The 25,313-nt window shown below is 69.5% G+C and carries 27 protein-coding genes; 9 read left to right on the forward strand and 18 right to left on the reverse strand.

From position 1 onward, the window contains the following. Nucleotides 1-86: 86 nt before the first annotated feature. Nucleotides 87-425, reverse strand: coding sequence for a cupin domain-containing protein (locus QQX02_RS01310; RefSeq protein ID WP_301140729.1), 339 nt, complete (start codon nucleotides 423-425; stop codon nucleotides 87-89). Nucleotides 426-597: 172 nt separating this feature from the next. Here QQX02_RS01310 and QQX02_RS01315 point away from each other — a divergent pair, with 172 nt between their 5' ends. From QQX02_RS01315 to QQX02_RS01345, 7 genes are all read left to right on the forward strand, one after another. Beyond that, the gene (locus QQX02_RS01315) at nucleotides 598-1,401 is read left to right on the forward strand and encodes a thymidylate synthase (protein WP_301140730.1); all 804 of its coding nucleotides are present in this window, start codon (nucleotides 598-600) and stop codon (nucleotides 1,399-1,401) included. A 16-nt stretch (nucleotides 1,402-1,417) separates the two neighbouring features. Beyond that, nucleotides 1,418-1,924, forward strand: coding sequence for a dihydrofolate reductase (locus QQX02_RS01320; protein WP_301140731.1), 507 nt, complete (start codon nucleotides 1,418-1,420; stop codon nucleotides 1,922-1,924). Between the two features lie 43 nt (nucleotides 1,925-1,967). Continuing rightward, nucleotides 1,968-2,591 carry a GNAT family N-acetyltransferase gene (locus QQX02_RS01325; protein ID WP_301140732.1) on the forward strand — a complete coding sequence of 208 codons (624 nt, stop codon included), beginning with the start codon at nucleotides 1,968-1,970 and terminating at the stop codon, nucleotides 2,589-2,591. Further along, the gene (locus QQX02_RS01330) at nucleotides 2,588-3,223 is read left to right on the forward strand and encodes a GNAT family N-acetyltransferase (protein WP_301140733.1); all 636 of its coding nucleotides are present in this window, start codon (nucleotides 2,588-2,590) and stop codon (nucleotides 3,221-3,223) included. Before QQX02_RS01325 ends, QQX02_RS01330 begins: the two co-directional genes overlap by 4 nt. A gap of 84 nt (nucleotides 3,224-3,307) precedes the next feature. Beyond that, nucleotides 3,308-4,006 carry an AzlC family ABC transporter permease gene (locus QQX02_RS01335; RefSeq protein ID WP_301140734.1) on the forward strand — a complete coding sequence of 233 codons (699 nt, stop codon included), beginning with the start codon at nucleotides 3,308-3,310 and terminating at the stop codon, nucleotides 4,004-4,006. Beyond that, nucleotides 4,003-4,326 (forward strand): AzlD domain-containing protein, encoded by a 324-nt coding sequence (locus tag QQX02_RS01340; RefSeq protein WP_301140736.1) that lies wholly within the window; start codon nucleotides 4,003-4,005, stop codon nucleotides 4,324-4,326. Before QQX02_RS01335 ends, QQX02_RS01340 begins: the two co-directional genes overlap by 4 nt. 40 nt (nucleotides 4,327-4,366) lie before the next feature. Further along, entirely contained in the window at nucleotides 4,367-4,861 is a 495-nt protein-coding gene (locus QQX02_RS01345) for a GNAT family N-acetyltransferase (RefSeq protein WP_301140737.1), read from the forward strand. 9 nt (nucleotides 4,862-4,870) lie between these two features. Here QQX02_RS01345 and QQX02_RS01350 read toward each other — a convergent pair whose 3' ends face one another. From QQX02_RS01350 to rimP, 16 genes are all read right to left on the reverse strand, one after another. Next, nucleotides 4,871-5,356, reverse strand: coding sequence for a hypothetical protein (locus tag QQX02_RS01350; protein WP_301140739.1), 486 nt, complete (start codon nucleotides 5,354-5,356; stop codon nucleotides 4,871-4,873). Continuing rightward, nucleotides 5,357-6,100: a 4-hydroxy-tetrahydrodipicolinate reductase gene (gene dapB, locus QQX02_RS01355; RefSeq protein ID WP_301140741.1), complete on the reverse strand. Its 744-nt coding sequence runs from the start codon at nucleotides 6,098-6,100 to the stop codon at nucleotides 5,357-5,359. It abuts the gene before it with no gap. A 126-nt stretch (nucleotides 6,101-6,226) separates the two neighbouring features. Continuing rightward, a complete protein-coding gene (locus tag QQX02_RS01360; protein WP_301140742.1) occupies nucleotides 6,227-7,546 on the reverse strand; it encodes a M16 family metallopeptidase in 1,320 nt (439 codons plus the stop codon). Nucleotides 7,547-7,819: 273 nt separating this feature from the next. Then, nucleotides 7,820-10,039, reverse strand: coding sequence for a polyribonucleotide nucleotidyltransferase (locus QQX02_RS01365; protein ID WP_301140743.1), 2,220 nt, complete (start codon nucleotides 10,037-10,039; stop codon nucleotides 7,820-7,822). A 320-nt stretch (nucleotides 10,040-10,359) separates the two neighbouring features. Continuing rightward, nucleotides 10,360-10,629 carry a 30S ribosomal protein S15 gene (gene rpsO, locus QQX02_RS01370; RefSeq protein ID WP_062134782.1) on the reverse strand — a complete coding sequence of 90 codons (270 nt, stop codon included), beginning with the start codon at nucleotides 10,627-10,629 and terminating at the stop codon, nucleotides 10,360-10,362. Between the two features lie 151 nt (nucleotides 10,630-10,780). Further along, a complete protein-coding gene (locus QQX02_RS01375) occupies nucleotides 10,781-11,638 on the reverse strand; it encodes an amino acid ABC transporter permease (protein ID WP_301140744.1) in 858 nt (285 codons plus the stop codon). After that, the gene (locus QQX02_RS01380) at nucleotides 11,635-12,288 is read right to left on the reverse strand and encodes an amino acid ABC transporter permease (protein ID WP_301140746.1); all 654 of its coding nucleotides are present in this window, start codon (nucleotides 12,286-12,288) and stop codon (nucleotides 11,635-11,637) included. Before QQX02_RS01380 ends, QQX02_RS01375 begins: the two co-directional genes overlap by 4 nt. Nucleotides 12,289-12,350: 62 nt before the next feature. Beyond that, nucleotides 12,351-13,226, reverse strand: a complete 876-nt coding sequence (locus QQX02_RS01385) for a glutamate ABC transporter substrate-binding protein (protein ID WP_301140747.1) — start codon at nucleotides 13,224-13,226, stop codon at nucleotides 12,351-12,353. A 63-nt stretch (nucleotides 13,227-13,289) separates the two neighbouring features. Continuing rightward, nucleotides 13,290-14,063 (reverse strand): amino acid ABC transporter ATP-binding protein, encoded by a 774-nt coding sequence (locus QQX02_RS01390; protein ID WP_436968492.1) that lies wholly within the window; start codon nucleotides 14,061-14,063, stop codon nucleotides 13,290-13,292. Nucleotides 14,064-14,102: 39 nt separating this feature from the next. After that, entirely contained in the window at nucleotides 14,103-15,077 is a 975-nt protein-coding gene (locus QQX02_RS01395) for a bifunctional riboflavin kinase/FAD synthetase (RefSeq protein ID WP_301140748.1), read from the reverse strand. A gap of 5 nt (nucleotides 15,078-15,082) precedes the next feature. Beyond that, nucleotides 15,083-16,057: a tRNA pseudouridine(55) synthase TruB gene (gene truB / locus QQX02_RS01400; RefSeq protein WP_301143620.1), complete on the reverse strand. Its 975-nt coding sequence runs from the start codon at nucleotides 16,055-16,057 to the stop codon at nucleotides 15,083-15,085. Continuing rightward, nucleotides 16,041-16,502 carry a 30S ribosome-binding factor RbfA gene (gene rbfA / locus QQX02_RS01405; RefSeq protein ID WP_301140749.1) on the reverse strand — a complete coding sequence of 154 codons (462 nt, stop codon included), beginning with the start codon at nucleotides 16,500-16,502 and terminating at the stop codon, nucleotides 16,041-16,043. Before rbfA ends, truB begins: the two co-directional genes overlap by 17 nt. Further along, entirely contained in the window at nucleotides 16,502-19,216 is a 2,715-nt protein-coding gene (gene infB / locus QQX02_RS01410; RefSeq protein ID WP_301140750.1) for a translation initiation factor IF-2, read from the reverse strand. Before infB ends, rbfA begins: the two co-directional genes overlap by 1 nt. Nucleotides 19,217-19,352: 136 nt before the next feature. Further along, nucleotides 19,353-19,634 carry a YlxR family protein gene (locus QQX02_RS01415; protein WP_301140752.1) on the reverse strand — a complete coding sequence of 94 codons (282 nt, stop codon included), beginning with the start codon at nucleotides 19,632-19,634 and terminating at the stop codon, nucleotides 19,353-19,355. A 12-nt stretch (nucleotides 19,635-19,646) separates the two neighbouring features. Beyond that, a complete protein-coding gene (gene nusA / locus QQX02_RS01420) occupies nucleotides 19,647-20,675 on the reverse strand; it encodes a transcription termination factor NusA (RefSeq protein WP_301140753.1) in 1,029 nt (342 codons plus the stop codon). Nucleotides 20,676-20,726: 51 nt separating this feature from the next. Continuing rightward, the gene (gene rimP / locus QQX02_RS01425) at nucleotides 20,727-21,191 is read right to left on the reverse strand and encodes a ribosome maturation factor RimP (protein WP_301140754.1); all 465 of its coding nucleotides are present in this window, start codon (nucleotides 21,189-21,191) and stop codon (nucleotides 20,727-20,729) included. A gap of 92 nt (nucleotides 21,192-21,283) precedes the next feature. Between rimP and QQX02_RS01430 the strand changes: the two genes are divergently transcribed. Both QQX02_RS01430 and QQX02_RS01435 read left to right on the forward strand, forming a co-directional pair. After that, nucleotides 21,284-22,276: a hypothetical protein gene (locus tag QQX02_RS01430; protein ID WP_301140755.1), complete on the forward strand. Its 993-nt coding sequence runs from the start codon at nucleotides 21,284-21,286 to the stop codon at nucleotides 22,274-22,276. Between the two features lie 102 nt (nucleotides 22,277-22,378). Then, the gene (locus QQX02_RS01435; protein ID WP_301140757.1) at nucleotides 22,379-23,449 is read left to right on the forward strand and encodes an alpha/beta hydrolase; all 1,071 of its coding nucleotides are present in this window, start codon (nucleotides 22,379-22,381) and stop codon (nucleotides 23,447-23,449) included. Between the two features lie 37 nt (nucleotides 23,450-23,486). Here the strand turns inward: QQX02_RS01435 and QQX02_RS01440 are convergent, their stop codons facing one another. Further along, entirely contained in the window at nucleotides 23,487-25,280 is a 1,794-nt protein-coding gene (locus QQX02_RS01440) for a proline--tRNA ligase (RefSeq protein WP_301143621.1), read from the reverse strand. Nucleotides 25,281-25,313 lie beyond the last annotated feature (33 nt).

Genomic DNA, 25,313 nt, shown 5'->3' on the forward strand with positions numbered 1-25,313 from the left:
GACGGCACTCCGCTGCCCGCGACATTCCTCGAGAATCCGGCGGCGTGTCGCGCGTCCCGTGGTTCGCCGTGTCGCGGCTGGGGCCGCTACCGCTCTCCTCGCGTCGCCACCGTGAGCAGCACGGCGCAGTCCGTGACAGCGGTGAGACCGTGGCGTGCCGGTGGCAGCGCCAGGTGATCGCCAGCGCTCATGGCCAGCTCGTGCTCCCCCACCGTCAGGGTCGCCTCGCCGCGCAGCACCTGCAGAGTCGCCTCGCCAGGGCTGTCGTGCTCGTTGAGCCGATTGCCGCCCGCGATCGCGATCAGGGTCTGACGCAGGTCGTGATCGTGATCTCCCACGAGCGTCACGGCATGGCGACCGGAGGATTCCTCGTACGCGAGCGCCAGCTGCTCGCTGACCAGCGACTCCAGATCGACGATCTCCATGGCGGACTCTCCCTCGTCAGTGGTTCCCGGTCAGTTCACCGTAGCCCTTCAGTGCTCGACGACGGAGGATGCGGGGCTGCCCGAGCTGTGAGCGCGACACGTCGACCCACCGGTGCGGCACGCCCCGGAACGGCGCCTCCGGATCACTGCGCACCGGGCGTAGGGTGATGCCGTGGAACCGATCCCGACCCCGTACGAGGACCTGCTGCGCGACGTGCTCGCGACCGGCACGCGCAAGGACGACCGCACCGGGACGGGAACCCTGTCCGTCTTCGGCCGTCAACTGCGCTATGACCTCTCCCAAGGATTCCCGCTCATCACCACCAAGCGGGTACATGTGCGCTCGGTGGTAGGCGAACTGCTGTGGTTCCTGCGGGGCGACACCAATGTGAGGTGGCTGCAGGAGCGCGGCATCTCGATCTGGGACGAGTGGGCCGATGCCGACGGCGAGCTGGGACCCGTCTACGGCTACCAGTGGCGGTCATGGCCCGCGCCCGATGGCTCGCACGTGGACCAGATCGCGCAGGTCGTCGAGTCCATCCGCACCAACCCCGACTCACGACGCCACATCGTGAGCGCGTGGAACCCCGCGCTGATCGAGGACATGGCGCTGCCCCCGTGCCATGCCCTGTTCCAGTTCTACGTCGCCGACGGTCGCCTGAGCTGCCAGCTGTATCAGCGCAGCGCCGACCTGTTCCTCGGCGTGCCGTTCAACATCGCCTCATACGCGCTGCTCACCCATATGATCGCGGCGCAGACAGGCTTGGGAGTCGGCGACTTCGTCTGGACCGGCGGCGACTGCCACATCTACTCCAACCACCTCGACCAGGTGCAGACGCAGCTCGCGCGGGACCCGTACCCCTATCCGACTCTGCGCCTCGAGGCCAAGGAATCGCTGACGGACTACGACATCGACGACGTCCACGTCGAGAACTACCAGCACCACCCGGGCATCAAGGCCCCGGTGGCCGTCTGACCCCGGGCGGCATCCGGTGCTGAAGGCGATCTGGGCGCAGGCTCACGACGCTGCGGGCACGCCCGTGATCGGCTCGCAGGGCGACATGCCGTGGCACCTGCCCGAGGATCTTCGCCATTTCAAGGACCTCACCTCCGGTGCGGCGGTCGTCATGGGCAGGCGCACGTGGGAATCCTTCCCCGAGCAGTTCCGGCCGCTCCCCGGCCGCGTGAACATCGTGATCACCGGTGGCGGACCGATCGAGGGGGCCGATGCGACGGTTGGCTCGCTCGACGCCGCGATCGAGCTCGCGGTCCGGCGAGGCGACGGGGCCGATGCGTGGGTCATCGGCGGCGGACGGGTCTACGCCGAGGCGATGCCGCTCCTCGACGGCCTCGAGGTCACGGAGATCGATCTCGAGGTCGATGGCGACACCTTCGCCCCGCCGGTCGATCCGGACGTGTGGGTGCTCGCCGCCGAGGAGCCCTGGCAGACCTCGCGCACCGGCCTTCGGTACCGCTTCCTCACCTACGCGCGGCGCTGACCCCACCCCGCGGCCCCGCCGCAGCGCTGGCAGGATGGTCCCCATGGCCCACCCCGTGCCGCGCCGCATCGACACCGAGCGCCTGACGCTGCGCTGCTATGAGCCCACGGACCTCGCCGCCATGAGCGACGTCATCACTGCCGAGCGCGATCGCCTCGCCGTCTTCATGCCGTGGGCCCGGGCCGAACCGATCACAGCGCGGGCGCGAGCGGAACTCGTCGCCACCTTCGTTCGGGAGTTCGAGACGCGGGAGAACTTCACGTTCGGCATGTTCGACCGTGAGACCGGAGAGTACGTGGGCGGCACCGGCATGCACACCCGGCTGGGCCCGGACGCGTTCGAGATCGGCTACTGGATCCGCGCCGACCGCGAGGGCCAGGGACTCGTGAGCGAGGCAGTCGCGGCCCAAGCCAGGGTCGCCCTCGAGACCCTCGAGGCCGACTGGGTCGAGATTCGCTGCGATCCGGCCAACGCGCGCTCACGGCGCGTTCCTGAGTCGCTCGGCTTCACCCTGGTCGACACGCGGGTCGATGAGTGTGGCGCCGACCAGCACCGCGAGCTCGTCGAGATCTGGCAGCTGAGGCGTGAGGACCTCCCGGGGTCACCCGTCGCGGCGACCGCGACCCCCACCCTCGAGCCGCTCGAGCGCGAGCCGGGGTTGGCGTGACTCTCCTCAGGAACGCCCCGACGCGCATCGAGACGCCGCGACTCAGGCTGCGGCCCTTTCACGCGGCCGATGCCGACGCGCTCACCACCTTGGTCACCGCGAGCATCGACCACCTGACGCCGTGGCAGCCGTGGGCCGCTGACGAGCCGGTGTCGATCGAGCAGCGTCGAGAAGCGATCGACACGCTCGCCGCTCAGTTCGCCGCCGGCGAGGCCGCGCACTATGCAGTGGTCCGACGCGACGACGGTCGCCTGCTCGGGAGCGTGGCGCTCGTCACGGGCAAGACGCCGGAGCGCGTCGAGATCGGATACTGGGTGGGCGCATCGCATGTGCGGCGCGGGTACGCCAGCGAAGCGGCCGGAGCACTGACGCAGGCGGCGCTCGGCCCCATGGGTCTGCCGTGCGTCGAGCTCTGGGCGAACGCCGACAACGAGGCCTCGAACGCCGTCGCCCGCCGCATGGGATTCACGTTCGTGGGCGTGGAGCCGTCCTATGCCCAGCAGGGATCCCCGCCGATGCGGGTATGGGTCGCCGAGCCCGATCTGCTCGACGAGGAGATCCTGCTGCCCACACAGCTATGGATGTTCGCCGCAGACGGCACGGAGCTGACCGGACCTCCGGAGACCGGCTGAGGTCAGCACTGACGCCCGGCCAATGACGGGCGCGGTGCCACCTGGAAGGCCGGTGGCCCCGGCCCGCTCTGTCAGGATTGCCCCATGCCCCGCGCCACCCCGACTCAGCGGGACTCCGCTCGCCAGCAGGCGATCTCGGTGTCGGTCGCGACCGGCATGTATGCGATCAGCTTCGGCGCGCTCTCCGTCGCAGCCGGTCTCGACATCTGGCAGACGATGGCCCTCAGCCTTCTCGTGTTCTCCGGGGGATCCCAGTTCGCGTTCGTGGGCGTGATCGGTGCGGGCGGCACCGCCGCAGCCGCTGTCGCCACGAGCACATTCCTGGGGCTTCGCAACGGCTTCTACGGTGTGGGACTGGCGCCCGTGCTCCGGCCGATGCGCGCGTGGCGTCGCGCGGGGGCCGCCCAGGTGACCATCGATGAGTCCACGGCAGTTGCGCTGGCGCAGCCCGCCGCCGACGTCGATGCGAGGCGCACCGGCTTCTGGTGGACCGGCATCGGGGTGTTCGTCGCGTGGAACGCGATCACCGTGGTCGGCGCCGTCCTGGGAGCGCGCATCGGCGACCCCGCGCAGTGGGGGCTGGATGCCGCAGCCGCGGCAGCCTTCCTCGGCCTCCTGTGGCCGCGGCTGGCGACGCGGTTCGCGCAGGCCGTGGCTGGCGCATCGGCCGTCCTCGCCCTCCTGCTCACGCCCCTCCTGCCGTCGGGGCTGCCAATCCTGGCGGCGGCGCTCGTCGCGGTCGCGGCGGGCTGGCGCGCACCCCGCGAGGAGGTTCCCGAATGACGGAGTACACCCTCATGTGGGTGGCCATCGTTGCTGCCGGGCTGCTCGCGTGGGCCACCAAGTACGCCGGCCACGTGGTGCCAGAGGAATGTCTTGAGAACCCGCGCGTGCACCGCATCGCGGCCTTCGTCACGGTCGCGCTGCTCGCCGCCCTGTTCGGGGTGCAGGGGTTCACGTCCGGCTCGGCGATCGTCGTCGACGCACGGATCGTGGCGGTCGTCGTGGCGGCGGTGCTGCTGTGGCGCCGCGCCCCGTTCATCGTGGTCGTGTTCGCCGCCGCGGCGGTCGCGGCGGGGCTGCGGCTGTTCGGGTGGGCCTGACTCGATCGAGGCCGGGCCGCAGCCGCGTAACCTTGGCGGCATGCCCACCGCCGACGTGTCCGCTCGCCCTGCCGTCCCTGGAGACGAGGAGGCGATCGCCGCGATCCAGCTCGCCGCGTGGCGGGAACGTATCGGCGCCGAGGCGGTGGACGCCCTGCCGGGCGATGAGGTGCTGGCCGCGTGGGGCGCCGCGATCGAATCCCCGCCCTCCCGCGAGCACCGCGTCTTCGTCGCGACCGACGGCCCGCACGTGGTGGGCTTCGCCGCCCTTGCCTCCGCGGGCGAGATCATCGCGCTCGAGGTGGCGCCCGAGCACCGTCGCCGGGGTCACGCGTCGCGCCTGCTCGCGGCGTGCGTCGACACCCTGCGCATCACGGGCGGCACCAGCGTGCGGGCGTGGGCGCTGGAGGGCGACACCGCGCGCGAGGCGTTCCTCACCGGCGCCGGTCTCGGCGAAGGCGGCGTGCGGCGCGGAATGGAAGGCCCCGACGGCGAGATGGCCGAGAGGATGTTCAGAGCCGAGCTGGGCGAGTAGCGCGCGTTTCTACGAGGCGTTGCCGCGCCGAGCGGCCTTGCGCTCCGCGCGGTAGAGGTCTGCGGCGTAGCGCAACGACTTTCGGGCCATCGATCGGTCCCGATTCGCGTCATACGCGTACCCCACGTGGAACCACGCGGCCCAGTCCTCGGGCCGTTCTTCGGCGTCGCGGCGCGCGGTCTCGTAAATCGCGTCCGCCGCCTGCTCCGTGAGGCGCCCGGAAGTCTCGCGCTCACCCGCGTGGACGGGCAGTCGACCCTCGCGCTCCAACTGGCTCGCCATGCGCTGCACGGTGATGCCCAGCCGCCACTCGTGGAAGAGCCACCATGCTCCGACGAGGGGCAGGACGAGGAGTGCCGCGCCCAGCCCGCGCGCCGCGAGCTCATCGGCACGCACGAATGCGAACGCGAAGTCGGCCACGAAGGCGAAGTACAGCGCGACGATGACCGTGATGGCCACGGCCGCGAGGAACGCGGGGTTGCGGAACACGCCCATCTAGAGGCTCATGTAGCGATCGAGCCCGACGGTGAGGCCTGGATGCGCCGCGACCTCGCGGACGCCCAGCAGCACCCCGGGCATGAAGGAGACGCGATCGAAGCTGTCCGTGCGGATCGTGAACGCCTCCCCCGCGTTGCCGAACAGCACCTCCTCGTGAGCGACCATGCCCCGCAGCCGCACGGCGTGTACGTGAACCCCGTCGACGCTCGCGCCGCGGGCGCCGTCGGGGTCGTGGGAGGTCGCATCGGGACTTGCACCCAGGCCCGCGGCCGCCCGTGCCGCAGCGATGCCCCTGGCAGTGTGGATCGCGGTCCCGGAGGGCGCGTCGACCTTGTCGGGGTGGTGGAGCTCCACCACCTCCGCGGACTCGAAGTAGGGCGCGGCCGCGGCGGCGAATCGCATCGCGAGGACCGCGCCGATGGCGAAGTTGGGGGCGATCAGCACACCCAGGTCGGGGCGCTCCTTGAGGTGCTCCTCGACGCGGGACAGCGAGTCGCTCGTCCAGCCGGTGGTGCCCACCACCGCGTGGATGCCCGCATCGATGAGCGCGTGCACGTGTCCCTCGGTGGCGTCAGGAACGGTGAAGTCGATCGCGACGTGGGCCTTCGCGCGCGTGGCGGCCGCGATGTCATCGTCGGTGTCGAGGGCCGCGACCAACTCCAGGTCCTCCGCGCCCTGCACCGCCTGCACGACGTGAGAACCCATGCGCCCAGCGGCGCCCAGCACTGCGACATTGATCATGCGTCTACTCTACGGGCCGCCTTGCGGCTCCCCTGCGCCCTGTGAGTGCGTCGCGGCACGCTCGCCCCCTGTTCCGTGCGCTCGTGCACTGCCAGCGCGCGGCCGATGCGGGGGCGGGGGCCGCGCTCAGGCGGCGGGGCCCACCCTCACGCGAGTGCGGTCGCGCGAGGCGAGCTCCGCGGCGAGACCCACCACCTGGTCCGCCGTGATCGCGCGCACCTCGTCGAGCGCCTCGCCGATGCTCCACAGCTCCCCGAACACGAGCTCCGACTTGCCGAGTCGGGACATCCGTGAGTACGAGTCCTCGAGGCGGAGCACGGTGGTCCCGGCGATCTGGCCCTTGGCCTTCTCGAGCTCCTCCGCCGTCACGCCCTCCGCCATGCGGTCGAGCTCGCCGCCCAGCAGCCGCTCGACCTCGTCCGCGGCCTTGGGATTGCACGCGGCGTACATGCCCCAGATGCCGGTCTCCGCGTTGGGGGCGCCGAACGAGTACACCGCATAGGTGAGGCCGCGCTTCTCGCGGATCTCCTGGAAGAGCCGCGAGGACATCCCGCCGCCCAGGATCGCGTTGAACACGCTCAGGGTGCTGCGCCGCTCATCCGTGGCGCGGTACCCGCGCGAGCCGAGCAGCACGTGCGACTGCTCGAGGTCGCGGGTGACGGAGACCTCGGGCACCAGCACCGCGTCGAGAGGAGCGAACGGGTCGCGCCGCGCGCTCGGCGCGATCTCCCCGGTGAGGTCCCAGCCGCCCTGGGCGAGCGCGTCGGACACGAGGGCGCAGACCGTCTCGTGGTGCACGTTGCCGGCCACCGTGACGATGAGTCCGCTCGGGGTGTAGTGCTGCCGATAGTGCTCCCACACAGCGTCGCGCGTCACGGATCGGATGATGTCCGGGGTGCCGCCGATGGGGCGCCCCAGCGGGTGGCCCGAGAGCACGGCCTCGGTGAAGCGCTCGTGCGCGACGTCGCCCGGGTCGTCCTCGGCCATCGCGAGCTCCTCGAGGATGACGCCGCGTTCCATCTCGAAGTCTGCCTCGTCGAGCCGCGCGGACGTCACCATGTCGAGGATCAGATCGATGGCGAGCGGCAGGTCGGTGTCGATGGTGCGGGCGTAGTAGCAGGTGTACTCCTTGCCCGTCATCGCATTGGACTCGCCGCCCACCCGGTCGAAGGCCTCGGCGATGTCGAGAGCGCTGCGCCTGGCCGTGCCCTTGAACAGCAGGTGCTCGAGGAAGTGGGTCGAGCCCGCGTGCTCGGGGGTCTCGTCGCGCGAGCCGACGCCGACCCAGGCCCCCATGGTCGCCGAGCGCATGCCCGGGATGTGCTCGGTGAGCACCCGCACACCGCCAGGCAGCACGCTGCGCTGAATGATGGCGCCGGCATCCTGTTCGACCGTGAGATGGGCGCCCATGGAGGAGGTGGGCACGAGCGGAAGTGCGTGAGGCATGAGAGCGAGCCTAACGCGGCGGGCGCACCTGCTCGCCCCCGCATCGGCCGATGCGCGAGCCGGGTCCCGTAGGCCATGCACTGACGTATATGCGGGCTATCAGTGCTGAACCCACTTGTGCAGACTCCCCACTGGCGAATCCGCACGTCACCAGTGCCGAACCTGCGGGGCCGAGCCCGACCGGGCCGCTGCGCCGGGAACCCCTGGAGATGCCACGAGGGCGGCCCTGGCCTGAGCCGGAACCGCCCTCGTGTGGTTCAGATGTGCGGCGACTTAGTTGTCGTCGTCGCCCTCGTCGTCGGAGTCGCCCTCGGAGCCGTCTTCGACGACGCCCAGCGACAGCTTGCCGCGCGGGTCGACCTCAGCGATCTGGACCTGAATCTTCTGGCCGATGGACAGCACGTCCTCGACGTTCTCGACGCGCTTGCCACCCACGAGCTTGCGGATCTGCGAGATGTGCAGCAGTCCGTCCTTGCCCGGGGACAGCGAGATGAACGCGCCGAACGCGACCGTCTTGACGACCGTGCCGACGAACCGCTCGCCGACCTCGGGCACGTGCGGGTTCGCGATCGCATTGATCGCGGACCGCGCGGCCTCGGCCGACGGACCGTCGACGGCGCCAATGAACACGGTGCCGTCGTCTTCGATGCTGATGTCCGCACCGGTGTCGTCCTGGATCTGGTTGATCATCTTGCCCTTCGGGCCAATGACCTCACCGATCTTGTCAACGGGCACGCGCACCGTGATGATGCGGGGTGCGTACTCGCTCATCTCGTCGGGCTCGGAGATCGCGGAGTTCATGACGCCGAGGATGTGCAGACGCGCATCCTTGGCCTGGCTCAGCGCGCCCACCAGCACCGACGACGGGATGCCGTCGAGCTTGGTGTCGAGCTGAATCGCGGTGATGAACTCGGACGTACCGGCGACCTTGAAGTCCATGTCGCCGAACGCGTCCTCGGCGCCGAGGATGTCGGTGAGCGCCGCGTAGCGGGTCTCGCCGTCAACGGTGTCGGAGACGAGGCCCATCGCGATGCCCGCGACCGGAGCCTTCAGCGGCACACCCGCGTTGAGCATGGCGAGCGTCGAGGCGCACACCGAACCCATCGAGGTGGAGCCGTTCGAGCCCAGTGCCTCGGAGACCTGACGGATGGCGTACGGGAAGTCCTCGCGGCTCGGGAGCACCGGCACGAGGGCACGCTCGGCGAGCGCACCGTGGCCGATCTCGCGACGCTTGGGGGAACCCACACGACCCGTCTCGCCCGTCGAGAACGGCGGGAAGTTGTAGTGGTGCATGTAGCGCTTCTTCGTCTCGGGGTTGAACGAGTCGATCTGCTGCTCCATCTTGAGCATGTTCAGCGTGGTGATGCCCATGATCTGGGTCTCACCGCGCTCGAAGATCGCCGAGCCGTGCACGCGCGGGATGGGGCCGACCTCGGCCGACAGCGGGCGGATGTCCGCAAGCCCACGGCCGTCGATGCGGACGCCGTCCTTGAGGATGCGCTGGCGGATGGTCTGCTTGGTCACCGAGCGAATCGCAGCGGAGACCTCCTTCTCGCGGCCCTCGAACTGGCCGGCGAAGTGCTCGAGGGTGTTCGCCTTGATCTCGTCGAGACGGCTCTCGCGCTCCTGCTTGTCAGAGATCTGCAGCGCGGAGGTGAGGTCGGCGGACACGTGGCCCTCGACTGCCGAGAACACGTCGTCCTGGTAGTCAAGGAAGCGCGGGAACTCCTGCACCTCCTTGGCGGCCTTGCCGGCGAGCTCGATCTGCGCCTCGCACAGGAGCTTGAGGAAGGGCTTGGCGGCCTCGAGGCCCTGAGCCACGACCTCTTCCGTCGGAGCCTGAGCGCCCTCGGAGATGAGGTTGTAGGAATCGGGAGTGGCCTCTGCCTCGACCATCATGATCGCCACGTCGTCACCGACGATGCGACCGGCGACGACCATGTCGAACACCGCGCGCTCCTTCTCGGAGTGACGCGGGAACGCGACCCACTGACCGTCGATGAGCGCGATGCGCACGCCGCCGATGGGGCCGGAGAACGGCAGTCCGGACAGCTGCGTCGACATGGACGCGGCGTTGATCGCGAGAGTGTCGTAGGCGTCGTCGGGGTTGATCGCGAGGACGTCGATGACGACCTGGACCTCGTTGCGCAGGCCCGACACGAAGGTGGGGCGCAGCGGCCGGTCGATCAGACGGCAGGTGAGGATCGCGTCGGTCGAGGGACGGCCCTCGCGACGGAAGAACGAGCCGGGGATCTTTCCGGCTGCGTATGAGCGCTCCTCGACGTCCACCGTGAGGGGGAAGAAGTCGAAGCCCTCGCGGGGGTGCTTGCCTGCCGTGGTGGCGGCGAGCAGCATCGTGTCGCCGTCGAGGTAGGCGGCGGTGGAACCCGCAGCCTGCTTGGCCAGACGGCCAGTCTCGAAGCGGACGGTGCGGGTGCCGAACGAACCATTATCAATGGTCGCCTCGGCGAACTGGATCTCGGGACCTTCCATAGGGAAGTCGCTCCATTCTGTGGGAGCAGGCCAGGCGAACTCAAAGGGGCTTGTATTGCCTCACTGATCGTCAGTCGACATGCCCAGACTCGTAGCCGCGGTGTCAAACGCGGGGATTCTGCCCATCTCCACCGAGGATCAGCGTTCAGCCGGCCTGCCAGGTGTATGAAATTGGGCGCCGCCACTGCTGGCGGGCCGAGTCCATGCTATCAGCCGATGCGCACCTCGGGTTGAGGCGTGTCGCACCTGGGACAAGTGAAAGGCCCGGCCGCTCGACTCTCGGAAGAGAGGAGCAGCCGGGCCGAGCGCACCGGGCGCGCCTAGCGGCGCAGGCCCAGGCGCTCAATAAGCGAGCGGTAACGCTCGATGTCGATGCGCGAGAGGTAGTTCAGCAGGTTGCGGCGCTGACCGACCAGCAGCAGCAGGCCACGACGCGAGTGGTGGTCGTGCTTGTGCATCTTGAGGTGCTCGGTCAGGTCCGTGATGCGCTGCGTCAGCAGTGCGACCTGGACCTCAGGGGAGCCGGTGTCGCCCTCGGTCGTGGCGTACTCGGTCATGATCTTCTTCTTCACAGCGGTATCGAGAGGCATCGACTAGCTCCTTGTGGTCTCGTTGCGCGGCGCACCCGGGCTGGTTCTCCGGGGCACTGGGATCCGCGGCCGTTCTACGGCGACGGTCCAGCATACCGGACGCGCGGCCGATGCGCGACGCTCAGTCCTCACGGCGTTCCACGTCGCGGCGCTAGAGGGCCGCACCTCCAGGATCGGGTGCGTGCGCGACGTGCGGCGACTGCCGCATGCGAGCCTCGAGCCATGTCGCCAGCCGCGCGACGGACATGTTCACTGCGATGTAGATGACGGCTCCGACCAGCACGAAGGGGACCTTCGAACTGTCGCCGAAGTAGTTGTACAGGTTCTTCACCGTGGTCAAGAGTTCCACGTACGCGATGATGAAGCCCAGCGAGGTGTCCTTGAGCAGCACCACGATCTGGCTGATCAGGGCCGGCAGCATGATGCGCACGGCCTGGGGCAGCTGGATCGTCAGCAACGTGGCGAGCGGAGTGAGCCCGATCGAGAGGCCTGCCTCCCGCTGCCCGCTCGGCAGCGCGGCGATGCCCGCGCGGAGGATCTCGGCCACCACTGCGGTGTTGTACACCACGAGCCCGAGGACCACCGCCCACAGGGGATCGAGATTGAGCGCGATCACTCCGAAGTACATGATGAGGAGCACGGGGATGCCGCGGAAGACGTGCGTGAACCCGTACGCAGCCCAGCGGACACCGGCGTAGGGCGCCTGGCGCGCGACGGTGAGGATGACGGCGAGTGCCGCGACGACGGGCACCGCGATCGCGACAGCCTTGAGCGTCCCCTGGACGAGTCCGGACCACAGCAGCGTGCGCCACACATCGGACGCCGTCTGATTGCGCGGCGGGTCCCACAGCACGGCCCAGCGATCGTCGAAGATGCCTCGCTGCCAGGCCGTCCACACGACCCATCCCACCAGCACGAGGATGACGGCCGTGAAGATGATGTTGTAGTAGACGTCGCGCCGCTTGGCCTTGGGGCCAGGGATGTCGAAGAGGACGTGCTGTTCACTCATCGCGCCACCGCCACTCGGGACTCGAGGCGCTCCGCCGCGACCGAGAGCGGCACTGTCAACACGAGGAACGCCAGCCCGATGCCGAAGAAAATGCCGACGACGTCCCCGGGATTGCCATTGGCCAGCCTGTTCGCAATGGCGACGAGTTCCGTGGTCGCGAAGCCGGCCGCGACGGAGGTGTTCTTGATGTGGGCCACGTAGACATTGATCAGCGGCGGCATGACGCTGCGAAACGCCTGCGGCATGATCACGTGCGTCAAGGTCTGGATGAAGGTGAGCCCCACGCTACGGGCCGCCTCGGCTTGGCCGACTCCGACGGAGTTGACGCCGGACCGCACTGCCTCGCACACGAAGGTGGAGGTGTAGAGGGTCATGGCGATGATCGCCATGGTCGCGCCGAGAGGGACCACCAAGCCCATCAGCTGGGGTGAAGCTGCGAGGAAGAAGATGAAGACCAGCGTCAGCGGCGTGTTGCGGATGACGTTCACGTAGGCGGTTCCGAACGCGCGGAGCGGACCGACCGGGGACACGCGGAAAGCCGCCAGCACTACGCCCCACACGAACGACAGGATGCCAGCGACCACGCTGATCCACAGCGTGTTGCCGAATGCCTTCGCAACGACGTCGAGGTTGTCGAAGAGTGCGCCCATGGTCCCGTCCCGCGTGAGGGTGTGCCCCGGCGCTCGTGGCGCCGGGGCACTCCGTCAGTGCGTCACTCGATCTCGTACCGGTCGATGGTCGGAACCTCAGGCTCGGGAAGGACCGTACCTGCGGTCTCGTTCCACGCCTCGAGCCAGCGGCCGTCCTCGAAGATCTCCTCGAGCACGTCGTTGATCCACATGCGGAAGTCCGTGTCCTCGCGTGCGAGGCCGATTCCGTAGGGTTCTTCGGTGAAAGGCTCCCCGACCACCTTGAACTCTTCGTCTGACTCCGAGACGTAGCCGGCGAGGATCACGTTGTCCGTGGTCACGACGTCGACCTGCCCATTGCGCAGCGGCTCGAGGCAGTCGGTGTACGCACCGAACAGCGACAGCTCGGCATCGGGGTAGTTCTCGGCGATGTTCGCGGCGGGGGTGGACCCCTCGACCGAGCACACGTTCTTGCCAGCGAGGTCGTCGGGTCCCATGATGTCCTCGTTGTCGCTCATCACCATGAGTGCTTGGCCAGCGTTGTAGTACGGGCCGGCGAAGGAGATGACCTCTTTGCGCTCGTCGTTGATGGTGTAGGTCGCGACGACGATGTCCACTTGGCCACCCTCGATGTAGGGTTCGCGGTTCGCGGAGACAGTCTCGACCCACTCGATGCCGTCCTCCGGGATTCCCAGCTCGGCGGCGATGATCTTGCCGATCTCCACGTCGAAGCCCTCGGGGTCACCACTCGGCGGCTTGAGCCCGAACAGGGGCTGATCGAACTTGGTGCCGATGGTGATCGCACCCGCGTCCGCCAGCGCCGCCATCGTGGAGCCTTCTGCAAATGCGCTCGGATCGACCTCCTCCGGTTCGTCCTCGCCGCCATCCCCCGACGAGCACGCAGCGAGTGCGAGCACCGCGGCCGCGCCCAGCGCGACCATCCTGGTACGTGTGTACATTGCCTCTCCTCTCTCCCGCCCCGGGGATTGCCCGGGGCCCCTGGCGCACAGCGCGCGCCAAACTCAATGCGTGAGAATCTTCGACAGGAAGTCCTTGGCCCGGCTGGTCTGAGGGTTCGTGAAGAACTCCTCGGGAGTCGCCTCCTCCATGACCTTTCCGTCGGCCATGAAGACGACGCGGTTCGCGGCCTTGCGCGCGAAGCCCATCTCGTGGCTCACGACGATCATCGTCATCCCGTCCTTCGCCAAGTCCGTCATGACGTCCAGGACCTCGTTGATCATCTCGGGGTCCAGTGCCGACGTGGGCTCGTCGAACAGCATCACTTTGGGCCGCATCGCGAGAGACCTTGCGATCGCCACGCGCTGCTGCTGCCCGCCCGAGAGTTGAGCAGGGTACTTGTCGGCCTGATTCGCCACACCGACTCGTTCGAGCAGCGCCATCGCCTGCTCGCGAGCCTGTGCCTTCTGCAGCCGCCTCACCTTGGTCGGGCCCAGAGTGACGTTCTCGAGGATGGTCTTGTGCGCGAACAGGTTGAAGGACTGGAACACCATGCCCACGTCTGCGCGAAGCCGGGCGAGAGGTCTCCCCTCCGCAGGAAGAGAGACGCCATCGATCTCGATGGTGCCGCTGTCAATGGTCTCGAGGCGGTTGATCGCCCGGCACAGCGTGGACTTGCCTGCGCCGGAGGGGCCGATCACCACCACGACCTCGCCGCGCTTCACCGTCAGATTGATGTCCTCCAGGACATGCAGGTCTCCGAAGTGCTTGTTGACGTGATCGAGCACGACCAGCGGCTCGCCGCTGCCCGCCTCCACCGACCCTGGGGCTTCGTCCATCTCCCGACCATAGCCCCAGATGTCGGTGTTTGGCCTGGTTTAATCGACTTGTAACATTTGGCGACACCAGGCGACGTCGGCGGCGAGGGCGTCCTTGAGGCCCTCGAGCGAACCGAAGTCGAGCATGGGGCGACGCCACTCGATGAGGTCGAACGCCACGTCAGCGCCGTAGAGATCCAGGCCCGAGCGGTCGAAGGCGAACCCCTCGATGCGCAGTCCCTGGGCCCCGACGGTGTAGTTGATGCCGATGCTGATCGCGGTCGCGAGGCGCTCGCCGACCAGCGCCGCGGCGCGGTCGTTGCCGCGACCATCGAGCACCGTCATCCAGCCGGCATAGACGCCGTGGCGCGGCACCATCCCGCCGGTCACATCGAGGTTCGCCGTGGGGAAGCCGATCTCGCGGCCCAGCTTGTCACCGTCCACCACGATTCCCCGCAGTCGGTGCGGCCTGCCGAGCACCGTCGCGGCCTCGCGCATGCGACCGTCGTCGAGCAGCTCCCGCACCCAGGTGGACGACCACCGACGCCCCGTCTCCGACACCGCGCACGCGTCGTCCACGATGTCCGTCTCGAAGCCCATCGTCGCGCCGATCGCGCGCATGGTCTCGACATCGCCGGCGTTGCCACGACCGAACTTGGTGTCGGCCCCGACGACGACGGTCGCCGCACCCAGGCCGTCGACGAGCCAGCGGCGCACGAACTCCTGCGGCGTCTGGCTCGCGAACTCCAGGGTGTACGGCACCACGAGCACGCCGTCCAGGCCGGTCTCCGCCAGCCGGTCGAGCTTGTCGTCGAGGCCGGTGATCAGCACCGGAGGGTGCTCGGGGTCGTGCACGGCCTTGGGATGCGGCTCGAATGTCATGGCGACCGCGCGGTGTCCGCGCTCGCGCGCATCGGCCACCATCTGCACGAGGACCGCCTGGTGACCGCGGTGAACGCCGTCGAAGTTGCCCAGCGTGACAGCCGTCGGCCCCAGGTCAGCGGGTACCTCGTCGAGAGAGCGCCAGATCTGCATGGCGCTCATTGTGCCTCGCCTGATGCCGGCGCAGTCACCGACGGTCGGAAGACCACCGCAGGGCGCCACGTGTCGCCGCGACGCTCGAGCACCGCCACGAGATCGCCATCGGGCGCGAGGCCCGCCACGGGCCCCTCCCCCGCATCGGCCTCGTCCAGCGCCGATGCCGGGATCGCCTGGCCATAGCCCAGCGCCCTCGCCTCGGGCTCGCTCAGGCGACGCGTGGGCAGGACGGCCGATGCGGCGGCGCCGAGCGGCACGCGCGGCAGCTCGGCGCCGGAGTCGACGAGCGCGGCGAGGTCGTCAAGGGTGTGAGCGTCGGACAGCGTGAGTCCACCCACGCGGGTGCGCCGCAGCCCCGTGAGGTGGCCGCCGACTCCCGTGCCGTCCACGGTGAGGGCTGTGCCGAGGTCGCGGGCCAGTGCCCTCACGTACGTGCCGGATGAGACCTCGACGTGGACGTCGAGGTCGATGACGCGGCCGTCCCGGCGAATGTCGAGGACCTCGAACGCGCTCACCGTCACCGGACGAGCCGGAATCTCGACGGCCTCGCCGTCACGGGCGCGCTTGTAGGCACGCTGTCCGTCGATCTTGATCGCGCTCACGCTGCTCGGCACCTGCGAGATGTCGCCGGTCAAGCCGGCCACCGCATCGGCGATCGAGGCGTCGGTGACGGTCGAGGCGTCGTGCGAGGTCGTGACCTCGCCCTCCGCGTCATCCGTGACGGTGGACTGGCCCAGCCGGATGGTCGCGTCGTACGCCTTGTCGTGGCCGACGATGTAGGTGAGCAGGCGTGTGGCGCGCCCGATCCCCACCACCAGCACGCCGGTGGCCATGGGATCGAGCGTGCCCGCGTGGCCCACCTTGCGCGTGCCTGCAAGCCTGCGCATGCGGCCCACGACGTCGTGAGACGTCCAGCCGGCAGGCTTGTCCACGATCACGAGCCCAGGAATGGGCTCGGGCTTAGGAGCCTTCGCCATCCGCGTCGCGACCGTCAGCATCACGGTCTTCTGGACGACGGTAGGGGTCTTCCTCACCCGCGTAGGCCGCGTTCTCGCGCAGCTTGGCGAGTTCGGCATCACGCTGGGCCGCCTCGTGAAGCGCCTTGTCCAGCGTCGCCGCCGTCTCCGGCACCGCGTCGAGGTGGAACTCGAGCGACGGCGTGAGCCTGATGCCGAGCTCCTTGCCCATCAAGGAGCGCAGTCGCCCCTTGGCAGAGGCGAGGGCGGCGGCCGTGGCCGCGCGCTCCTCGTCCCCGCCGTACACGGTGTAGAAGACGGACGCCTGCTGCAGGTCGCCGGTGACACGAACGTCGGTCACCGTGACGAACCCCAGGCGAGGGTCCTTGATCTCCTTCTCCAGCGCGCGGGCCATCAACTTCTTGATGGTCCCCGCGAGCCGGAGAGCGCGTGCACTGTCTGCCATCAGGACCTCGGAATCTCGACCATCTCGAAGGTCTCGATCATGTCGCCGACACGGATGTCGTTGAACTTGCCCAGACCGATGCCGCACTCGAAGCCATCCTTGACCTCGGTGGCGTCATCCTTGAAGCGACGCAGGGTGTCGATGGTCGGCTCGCCGATCACCACGCCCTCGCGCACGACCTTCGCCTTGGCGTTGCGACGGATCACACCGTTGCGCACCAGGCATCCGGCGATGTTGCCGAACTTGGAGCTGCGGAAGATCTCCATGACCTCCGCACCACCGGTCTGACGCTCCTCGTACTCGGGCTTCAGCATGCCGGTGAGCGACGCCTCGACGTCCTCGAGCACGCGGTAGATCACCGAGTAGAAGCGCATGTCCACGCCCTCGCGGTCCGCGAGGTCCTGGACGCGCTCGGCGGGACGGACGTTGAATCCGAGGATGATCGCGTTGTCGACCGTCGCCAGGTTCACGTCGTTCTGCGTCACAGCGCCCACGCCGCGGTGGATGATCCGCAGGTCGACCTGCTCGCCCACATCGATCTGCAGCAGAGCGTCCTCGAGCGCCTCGACGGCACCCGACACGTCTCCCTTGATGATGAGGTTGAGGGTGTCGACCTTGCCCTCCTCGATGGCCTTCGTGAAGTCCTCGAGGCTGATGCGCTTGCGGCGCTTCGCGAGCTGCGCGGCCCGCTCGGCGGCCTCGCGCTTCTCGGCGATCTGACGGGCAGTGCGGTCGTCGTCCGCCACCAGGAACGTGTCTCCCGCTCCGGGCACCGAGGTCAGACCGATGACCAGCACGGGACGCGCGGGGAGCGCCTCCTGCACCGGGTTGTCGTGCTCGTCGAACATCGCGCGGACGCGGCCATGGGCCGTTCCGGCCACGATCGAGTCGCCAACACGCAGCGTTCCCGAGTTGACGAGGACGGTCGCCACGGCACCGCGACCCTTGTCGAGGTGAGCCTCGACGGCCACACCGCGAGCGTCCTTGTCCGGGTTCGCACGCAGGTCGAGACCGGCGTCTGCGGTGAGCAGCACCGCCTCGAGCAGCGCATCGATGTTCTTGTTCTGAAGAGCGGAGACCTCGACGAACATCGTGTCGCCGCCCCACTCCTCAGCCACCAGGTTGTACTCGGTGAGCTGCTGACGGATCTTCTCCGGGTTCGCACCTTCGGCGTCGATCTTGTTGATCGCCACGACGATGGGCACATTGGCGGCCTGGGCGTGGTTGAGCGCCTCGATGGTCTGAGGCATCACGCCGTCGTCCGCCGCGACCACGAGGATCGCGATGTCGGTGACCTTCGCACCACGGGCACGCATGGCGGTGAACGCCTCGTGACCCGGGGTGTCGATGAACGTGATGGCACGCGTGATGCCCTCGTGCTCGTGGTGCACCTGGTAGGCGCCGATGTGCTGGGTGATGCCGCCGGCCTCGCCGGAGATGACGTCGGCCTTGCGGATCGAGTCCAGCAGACGGGTCTTACCGTGGTCGACGTGACCCATGACGGTGACGACCGGGGGACGCTGCTCGAGGTCCTCGTCGGTCTCCGCCTCGAGCTCGGCCTCGATGTCGAGTCCGAAGTCCTCGAGAAGCTCGCGGTCCTCCTCCTCGGGCGAGACGATCTGGATCTTGTAGCCCAGCTCCTCACCGAGGGTCTCGAAGGTCGCCTCGTCCAGGGACTGCGTGGCCGTGGCCATCTCTCCCAAGTGGAACAGGACGGTCACCAGCGAGGCGGGGTTGACGTCGATCTTCTCGGCGAAGTCCGACAGGGTCGCGCCGCGGCGCAGACGAATCTGAGTCTCGCCATTGCCCCGAGGGATCTGGACGCCGCCGATGGACGGCGCCTGCTGCTGCTCGTACTCGGCCCGCTTGGCCCGCTTCGACTTCCGCGAGCGTGCAGGACGTCCACCCTGGCGACCGAAGGCGCCAGCGGTGCCGCCGCCGCGACCGCGTCCACCGGCCGCAGGACGGCCACCGGGGCCTCCGAAGCCGGGACGGCCACCGGGGCCACCAGGACCACCGGCGCCGCCGGGACCGCCGGGCCCACGACCGCCGGGGCCACCAGGGCCGCCGCGACCGGGCGTGCGGTTGGGCATCTGACCGGGCGAGGGACGAGGTCCCCTGCCGCCAGGTCCGGACGAGCCGCCGGGCCCACCGGGACCGGCAGGTGCGCCAGCGCCACCAGGTGCGGGGGCACCGGGACGACCGCCGGGACGAGCACCGGGGCGCTGCGTCTGGAACGGGTTGTTGCCTCCGGGGCGCGGCCGCGGGCGGGGCCCGGCGGTGCGCTCGGAGAACGGGTTGTTGCCGCCCGGGCGCGGGCGCGGCTTCGGCATGTCCGAGGACGACCCTGCGTCGGGGGCGGCGTCAGCGTCAGCGGACGGGGCCGGGGCCGATGCGGGCGCCTGCTCCGACGGAGCCGCGGGCGAAGGCGTGGGCTCGGGGGCTGCGGCCTCCGGCTCCGGGGCCGCGGGCTTGGGAGCCGCAGGCTTGGGTCCGGGCTTGGCCGCAGGCTTGGGGGCCGACGTCGCCGCGGGGGCGGAATCGGTCGTCGCGGGCGCTGCGGGGAAGGCTTCACGGGCCTTGCGCACCACAGGCGCTTCCAGGGTCGACGACGGACCCTTGACGTATTCGCCGAGCTCGTTGAGCTTGGTGATCAGCGCTTTGCTCGGTACTCCGAGCTCTTTCGCGATCTCGTGAACGCGGGGCTTTGCCACAATTCTCCTGTCTCGGTTCGACCGAGGCAGGGTCGAACCATCGTTACGGGTGGGCACTCATTGCGAGGCACTCATCAGACGACCATGGGCTTTCGTCCCGTTCTGTCGATGGCTGGATGGCGGGCGGCACGCGCACTCACGCGTCCGGAAGGACGGCGCCCGACACGTCGGCTCCGGGTGAGCGCAATGCTCTCCCGAACTGACGTCGTCGGAGTGCAAGTGCGATGCAGTCGGAATCGGGATGCAGCCACGCGCCCCGTCCCGGCTTGCTTCCGTTCTCGTCGACGACCACACGGTCGCCCTCAAGCACGTATCGCACCAGAACCGACCGAGAGGCCTTGCTGCGGCATCCCACACACGTCCGCACAGGAACGTGCGGGAGCGCGCCAGGGTCACCAGAAGGCTGTCTCGGCTTCATCAGTCTAGCGCGTCAGCGCTCCGGCGAGGAACGGGGCTCGTCGGCGCGTCCGGGAACCTCTGGTGCCTCGTCGGAACGGATGTCGATGCGCCAGCCCGTGAGGCGGGCCGCGAGGCGGGCGTTCTGGCCCTCCTTGCCGATCGCGAGCGACAGGTGGAAGTCGGGGACGACCACGCGTGCGGCGCGCGCTTCCTCATCCACGACGGTCACCGAGACCACACGCGCGGGCGACAGCGCGTTGCCGACGAACGTGGCCGGGTCCTCATCCCAGTCGATGATGTCGATCTTCTCGCCGTGCAGCTCGCTCATCACGGCGCGGACGCGCGAGCCCATCGGGCCGATGCAGGCGCCCTTGGCATTGACGCCCGGCTCGACGGCACGCACCGCCATCTTGGTGCGGTGGCCAGACTCGCGTGCGAGGCTCATGATCTCGACGGTGCCGTCGGCGATCTCGGGCACCTCGAGCTCGAAGAGCTGACGCACCAGTCCCGGGTGGGTGCGCGACAGCGTGATCGATGGACCCCGCATGCCGCGACCGACATCGAGCACGTAGCCGCGCAGGCGCTGGCCGTGCTCGTATCGCTCGGTCGGCACCTGCTCGTGCGGCGGCAGGAGTGCCTCGACGTCGCCGATGTCGACGTGGACGTTCCTGGGGTCGGCGCTCTGCTGGATGATGCCCGAGACCAGGTGCCCTTCCTTGCTCGCATACTCGCCGAGCACCGCGTCGTCTCCCGCCTGGCGCATGCGCTGGAAGATCACCTGACGCGCAGTCGCCGTCGCGATGCGACCGAAGTTGTCGGGAGTGTGGTCGAACTCCGGCAGCTCCGGCTGCGGCTCGTCGGCGTCAGGGTCGGGGTCCTCACGCGCGAAGATCGACACCTTGCCCGTGTCACGGTCCACGTGGGCACGCGCATGCCGGTAGGCGCCGGGGGTCTTGTGATACGCGGACACGAGCGCCTGCTCGATGGCGTCGAGAAGAATTCCGAGCCGGATGTCGCGCTCTTTTTCGAGGCTCTTCAGGGCCTGCATGTCGATGTCCATGCCGCCTCCTTGCTGTTCAATCGTCAATCTACGGTGTCAGGGCGATGCAGGTCAGTCGAGGCGCCTCATCTCGATGACGACCGCGGCGGCGGTCACGTCCGCGATCGCCACGCGCTCCGTCGCAGCGTCCGTCGCGATCACCAGCACGTCACCGTCCACCTCCTGGAGCACGCCGGTCAGCTCGCCGCCGTCGGCGAGCGACAGGGCCACCTTGCGGGTGCGCGCGCGCATGAAGTGGCGTCGTTCCGTGAGGGGTCGGTCGGCGCCGGGGGTCGACACCTCGAGCGTGTAGGGGGTCGACGGCACATTGGCGTCGTCAAGAGCAGCGCCGATGGCACGCGACGCGACGGCCACCGTGTCGAGATCCGCAGCGCCCACCTCGGACTCGGGGAGGTCGACGGTGACGACGACGCGCGAGCGCTTGCCCGCGCTCGTCACGGTCACGCCATCCAACTCCAGCCCCGCCTCGCGGGCGGCCGGCCCAGCGAGCTCGGAGATTCGTGTCGTGAGGTCCATGGGGCTCAAGCCTCCTGTGCGCTTAGGCAGCGGTCCGTTCCTGAAGTTCGTCGAAGGACAGTGTAGTCGCCCGCCATGAAAGGATGGCGGCCATGACAGGCCGACTCCTCCGCGCATCGGCCGTCTCGGTAGCCGTGCTCGCGCTCGCAGCATGTTCCTGGCGGCTCGAGACGCCTCCCCCCGAGTGGCCCTCCCCCAGTCCGGAGACCCTGGTGCGGGATGCCGCAGCCGCCCGCGAGCAGGCGGTCGTCGACGCCACGCCTGACGGCGCCGGCGCCTCGGGCTCCACGACGGCACGCGCCGCCGTGCTCAGCGAGATCGAAGCCGTCGCCGCACCCGCACGGCTCGAGGCGCTGGGCGGGCTCTACGTGCCCTATCCGGACGAGTCCCCGTCGCCCTCCCCGAGCGACGGCGCACTGGACCTGATCGGCGCGAGCATGGACGCGCGCGACGGACATCTCGCGGAGGCTCTCGTCACCGACGACCCCGCGCTCGCCCTGCTGCTCAGCTCTGCCGGTCTGTCGCACGCGCTCTCGTCGTGGTACTCCGGGTGGGTGGAGGACGCGATCGCGCAGTCGACCGAGCCTGTCGTCTCCGTCCGGCTGCTGGACTCGCCCGCGCTGCCAGACGCCGGGCCGGTGCCGTCCGCGACAGGAGTCGACGCGGCCGTCCTCGCGGACCTCGTCGTGATGCACGACCAGGCGCGGTATGCGTACGAGGTGCTCGCCGCTCGGGCCGCCGACGAGGAGCGCGACCAGTGGCTGGCCCGTCGGGACCTGCAGGACGCCCGCGCGACGGCTCTCGCGCAGCTGCCTGGCGTCGAGGACCGACGCGAGTCGGTGTACGTGCTGCTCGGCGACGACTCCGGGGACGCCGCGGCGCGGCTCGCGACGGCTCAGGACCTCGAGACCGCCGCCGGCGAGACGTACGCGACGATGCTCGACGGCGCCGACGCGGACGACATGCCTTGGCTGCTCCACGCCGCGTTCGACGCCTACGCGCAGGCGGCCGCCTTCGGCGAGCCGACGGCGGCGTCCTACACGGTGCCTCCGCTGCCGGGCGTCACGGTGGGCGGCGGCAGCTAGGGCGCAGTCGCCGGCCCCCTCCCGGGCTCGGAGATCTGTGTGACTTCGGTCCCATGCCACGGCCCTGCCTGCGGTCGTATCGTGACCGAAGGGAGGCAGACCATGGCTCGAGCGCTCCGCGTGGTCGGGATCGTCGGTGCGGTCCTGGTGAGCGCTGTCGCACTGGGCATGGCCGCGAGCCTCGGGCCCGCGCGCTGGAGCGATGACGGACTGACGCTCGGCGTCGCCGCCGCCACCGTCGTCACGGTTCTTCTTGCGGGCGGCCTCATCTTCGTCTCCGTGCGCGCAGCGCGCCGACCGGTCGCCCGTGCGGCACTGATTCTCGGGGGCGGGGTGGTGGTGATCCTGATCGCCTTCCCCGCCGGGGTGGCCGCGTGGGCCGCGTACCCGCCCCACGCGAGCTATGACGGCGGCCGCCCGGCAGGCGCCACCGATGTCACCGTGCCGGCAGCGGACGGCGTCACGCTGGCCGGCTGGTTCCTCCCGTCTCAGACGGGGGCCGCCGTGGTGCTCACTCATGGCGCGGGGTCGACGCGCGACGCGGTCGTCGCGCAGGCGGAGGTGCTGGCGAGCGCCGGGTACGGCGTCCTGGCGATCGATGCGCGGGGACATGGCGATTCCACGGGGAGAGCCATGGACCTGGGCTGGTGGGGCGAGGCGGACGTCTCCGCAGCCCTGGACACGCTCGCGACGCTGGAGGGCGTGGATCCGGAACGACTGGGCCTGGTGGGGCTGTCGATGGGCGGAGAGTCAGCAGTCGGTGCCGCAGGAGTCGACGGGCGCGTGCGTGCGGTGGTCGCCGAAGGGGCGACGCAGCGCACCTCGGCGGACAAGGCGGGCTGGCTGCCACGGCATCCCCTGGGCTGGGTGCAGCGCGGGATGGATATGGAGCGCGACGCGATCACGGTCGCTCTCACGGACGCGCCCCGGCCCCCGACGCTGCGGGAGGCCGCCACCGAGACCGCCGCACCGATCCTGCTCATCGCGTCGGGACAGGTGCCCGACGAGCCGATGGCGGCCGCATGGATCGCCGAGGGCCATCCCCACGTCGACGTCTGGGAGATCGCGGAGGCACCTCACACTGGCGGGCTGGCGACCGAGCCGGAGGCATGGGCGCAGCGCGTGGTGTCGTTCCTGGACGACGCGCTCGCGACGCCCAGCACATCAGGATGACTCGACCCGCGCGCGCCGAGGCGGCAACACAGCCGGCCTAGTCGCTGAGCGCCTCGCGCACGCGTGCCGACACCGTCGCGACCGCATCGGCCAGCGACAGCGCCTCGCTGGACCCCTGCGCACGCACCTTGAGCTCGACCTCGCCATCGGCAAGACCGCGGCCCACCACGAGGATGAAGGGCGCGCCCAGCAGCTCCGCGTCCTTGAACTTCACCCCCGGCGACACCTTGGGGCGATCGTCGTAGAGCACCTCGATGCCTGCGGCGTCGAGCTCGCTGGCGAGTCGCTCGGCGGCCTCAAACACCTCCTGGTCCTTGCCTGTCGCCACCACATGCACGTGGAACGGCGCGACGTGGGCCGGCCACTTGAGCCCCAGCTCGTCATGGTTCAGCTCGGCGAGCAGCGCGAGGGCGCGGGTGACGCCGATACCGTACGAGCCCATCGTGACCGTCACGCGCTTGCCGTTGACGTCGAGCACCTCGAGGCCGAGCGCCTCGGCATACTTGCGACCCAGCTGGAAGATGTGTCCGATCTCGACGCCGCGAGCGAGCTCGAGCGGACCCGAACCGTCGGGCGCGGGATCACCCTCGAGCACCGTGGCTCCCTCGACCGTGCCGTCGGCGGTGAAGTCACGGCCGGCCGTCAGCTCGAACACGTGGCGGCCGGGCTCGTTGGCTCCCGTGATCCAGCGCGTACCCGGGACGATGCGCGGGTCCAGCAGGTACGGAATCGCCGCATCGTCGTCGGCGCCGCGCGCGACTCCGTCGGGGCGCCCCTGGGGGCCGAGCACGCCGGGGCCGATGTACCCCTTGACGAGCTCCGGGTGGCGGGCGAAGTCGGCCTCGGTGGCGGGCTCGACGGTCGCGGGTGCGAGAGCGGCCTCGAGCCGCGTCATGTCCGCGTCGCGGTCTCCCGGCAGCCCCACGACCAGGAGCGAGCGCTCCTTCGCAGGTGTGGTGAGCGCGAGGACGACGTTCTTGAGGGTGTCCCCCGCCGTCCACGGCCGATCAGCGCGCGGGTGGTGGGCGTTGGCGTGCGCGACGAGGGTGTCGATCGTCGGGGTGTCGGGCGTGTCCTCCACGTGGGCGGCCGGAGCATCCTCGAACGGCACCGGGTCGGGCACCGGCGTGGTGACGGCCTCGACGTTGGCGGCGTAGCCCCCGGGCGAGCGCACGTAGGTGTCCTCACCGATCGGGGTCGGCGCAAGGAACTCCTCCGACTTCGAGCCGCCCATCGCTCCGGACGTCGCCGACACGATCACGTAGTCGATGCCGAGCCTGTCGAACACCCGGATGTAGGCGGCGCGCTGCGCCTGATAGGACGCCTCGAGGCCGTCGTCGTCGATGTCGAACGAGTAGGCGTCCTTCATGATGAACTCACGCCCGCGCAGCAGCCCGGCGCGCGGCCGGGCCTCATCGCGGTACTTGTTCTGGATCTGGTACAGCGACAGCGGCAGGTCCTTGTACGACGAGTACAGGTCCTTCACGAGCAGCGTGAACATCTCCTCGTGCGTGGGGGCGAGCAGCATGTCGCCACCCTTGCGGTCCTTGAGCCGGAACAGGTTGGGGCCGTACTCCTCCCACCGTCCCGTGGCCTCGTAGGGCTCCTTCGGCAGCAGGGCCGGGAAGTGCACCTCCTGGCTGCCGGCGCGTGCCATCTCCTCCCGCACGACGGCCTCGACCTTGGCGAGCACCCGCAGTCCCAACGGCATCCACGAGTAGATGCCGGGAGCGGCCCGCCGGATGTAGCCGGCCCGGAGGAGCAGTCGATGGGAGGCGACCTCGGCATCGGCCGGGTCCTCGCGAAGGGTGCGAAGGAAGAGGGTGGTCATGCGAAGCATGCGCCCCAGCCTAGTGGCGTGCGG

Source organism: Demequina muriae, assembly GCF_030418295.1.
GTDB lineage: Bacteria > Actinomycetota > Actinomycetes > Actinomycetales > Demequinaceae > Demequina > Demequina muriae.

Excerpts from the sequence above, each read along its gene's own strand:
- QQX02_RS01310 (WP_301140729.1), bottom strand. The coding sequence starts at position 425 with ATGGAGATCGTCGATCTGGAGTCGCTGGTCAGCGAGCAGCTGGCGCTC.
- QQX02_RS01325 (WP_301140732.1), top strand. The coding sequence starts at position 1,968 with ATGGCCCACCCCGTGCCGCGCCGCATCGACACCGAGCGCCTGACGCTG.
- QQX02_RS01335 (WP_301140734.1), top strand. The coding sequence starts at position 3,308 with ATGCCCCGCGCCACCCCGACTCAGCGGGACTCCGCTCGCCAGCAGGCG.
- QQX02_RS01340 (WP_301140736.1), top strand. The coding sequence starts at position 4,003 with ATGACGGAGTACACCCTCATGTGGGTGGCCATCGTTGCTGCCGGGCTG.
- QQX02_RS01345 (WP_301140737.1), top strand. The coding sequence starts at position 4,367 with ATGCCCACCGCCGACGTGTCCGCTCGCCCTGCCGTCCCTGGAGACGAG.
- QQX02_RS01350 (WP_301140739.1), bottom strand. The coding sequence starts at position 5,356 with ATGGGCGTGTTCCGCAACCCCGCGTTCCTCGCGGCCGTGGCCATCACG.
- dapB (WP_301140741.1), bottom strand. The coding sequence starts at position 6,100 with ATGATCAATGTCGCAGTGCTGGGCGCCGCTGGGCGCATGGGTTCTCAC.
- QQX02_RS01360 (WP_301140742.1), bottom strand. The coding sequence starts at position 7,546 with ATGCCTCACGCACTTCCGCTCGTGCCCACCTCCTCCATGGGCGCCCAT.
- QQX02_RS01365 (WP_301140743.1), bottom strand. The coding sequence starts at position 10,039 with ATGGAAGGTCCCGAGATCCAGTTCGCCGAGGCGACCATTGATAATGGT.
- rpsO (WP_062134782.1), bottom strand. The coding sequence starts at position 10,629 with ATGCCTCTCGATACCGCTGTGAAGAAGAAGATCATGACCGAGTACGCC.
- QQX02_RS01375 (WP_301140744.1), bottom strand. The coding sequence starts at position 11,638 with ATGAGTGAACAGCACGTCCTCTTCGACATCCCTGGCCCCAAGGCCAAG.
- QQX02_RS01380 (WP_301140746.1), bottom strand. The coding sequence starts at position 12,288 with ATGGGCGCACTCTTCGACAACCTCGACGTCGTTGCGAAGGCATTCGGC.
- QQX02_RS01385 (WP_301140747.1), bottom strand. The coding sequence starts at position 13,226 with ATGTACACACGTACCAGGATGGTCGCGCTGGGCGCGGCCGCGGTGCTC.
- QQX02_RS01390 (WP_436968492.1), bottom strand. The coding sequence starts at position 14,063 with ATGGACGAAGCCCCAGGGTCGGTGGAGGCGGGCAGCGGCGAGCCGCTG.
- QQX02_RS01395 (WP_301140748.1), bottom strand. The coding sequence starts at position 15,077 with ATGCAGATCTGGCGCTCTCTCGACGAGGTACCCGCTGACCTGGGGCCG.
- truB (WP_301143620.1), bottom strand. The coding sequence starts at position 16,057 with ATGGCGAAGGCTCCTAAGCCCGAGCCCATTCCTGGGCTCGTGATCGTG.
- rbfA (WP_301140749.1), bottom strand. The coding sequence starts at position 16,502 with ATGGCAGACAGTGCACGCGCTCTCCGGCTCGCGGGGACCATCAAGAAG.
- QQX02_RS01415 (WP_301140752.1), bottom strand. The coding sequence starts at position 19,634 with ATGAAGCCGAGACAGCCTTCTGGTGACCCTGGCGCGCTCCCGCACGTT.
- nusA (WP_301140753.1), bottom strand. The coding sequence starts at position 20,675 with ATGGACATCGACATGCAGGCCCTGAAGAGCCTCGAAAAAGAGCGCGAC.
- rimP (WP_301140754.1), bottom strand. The coding sequence starts at position 21,191 with ATGGACCTCACGACACGAATCTCCGAGCTCGCTGGGCCGGCCGCCCGC.
- QQX02_RS01430 (WP_301140755.1), top strand. The coding sequence starts at position 21,284 with ATGACAGGCCGACTCCTCCGCGCATCGGCCGTCTCGGTAGCCGTGCTC.
- QQX02_RS01435 (WP_301140757.1), top strand. The coding sequence starts at position 22,379 with ATGGCTCGAGCGCTCCGCGTGGTCGGGATCGTCGGTGCGGTCCTGGTG.
- QQX02_RS01440 (WP_301143621.1), bottom strand. The coding sequence starts at position 25,280 with ATGACCACCCTCTTCCTTCGCACCCTTCGCGAGGACCCGGCCGATGCC.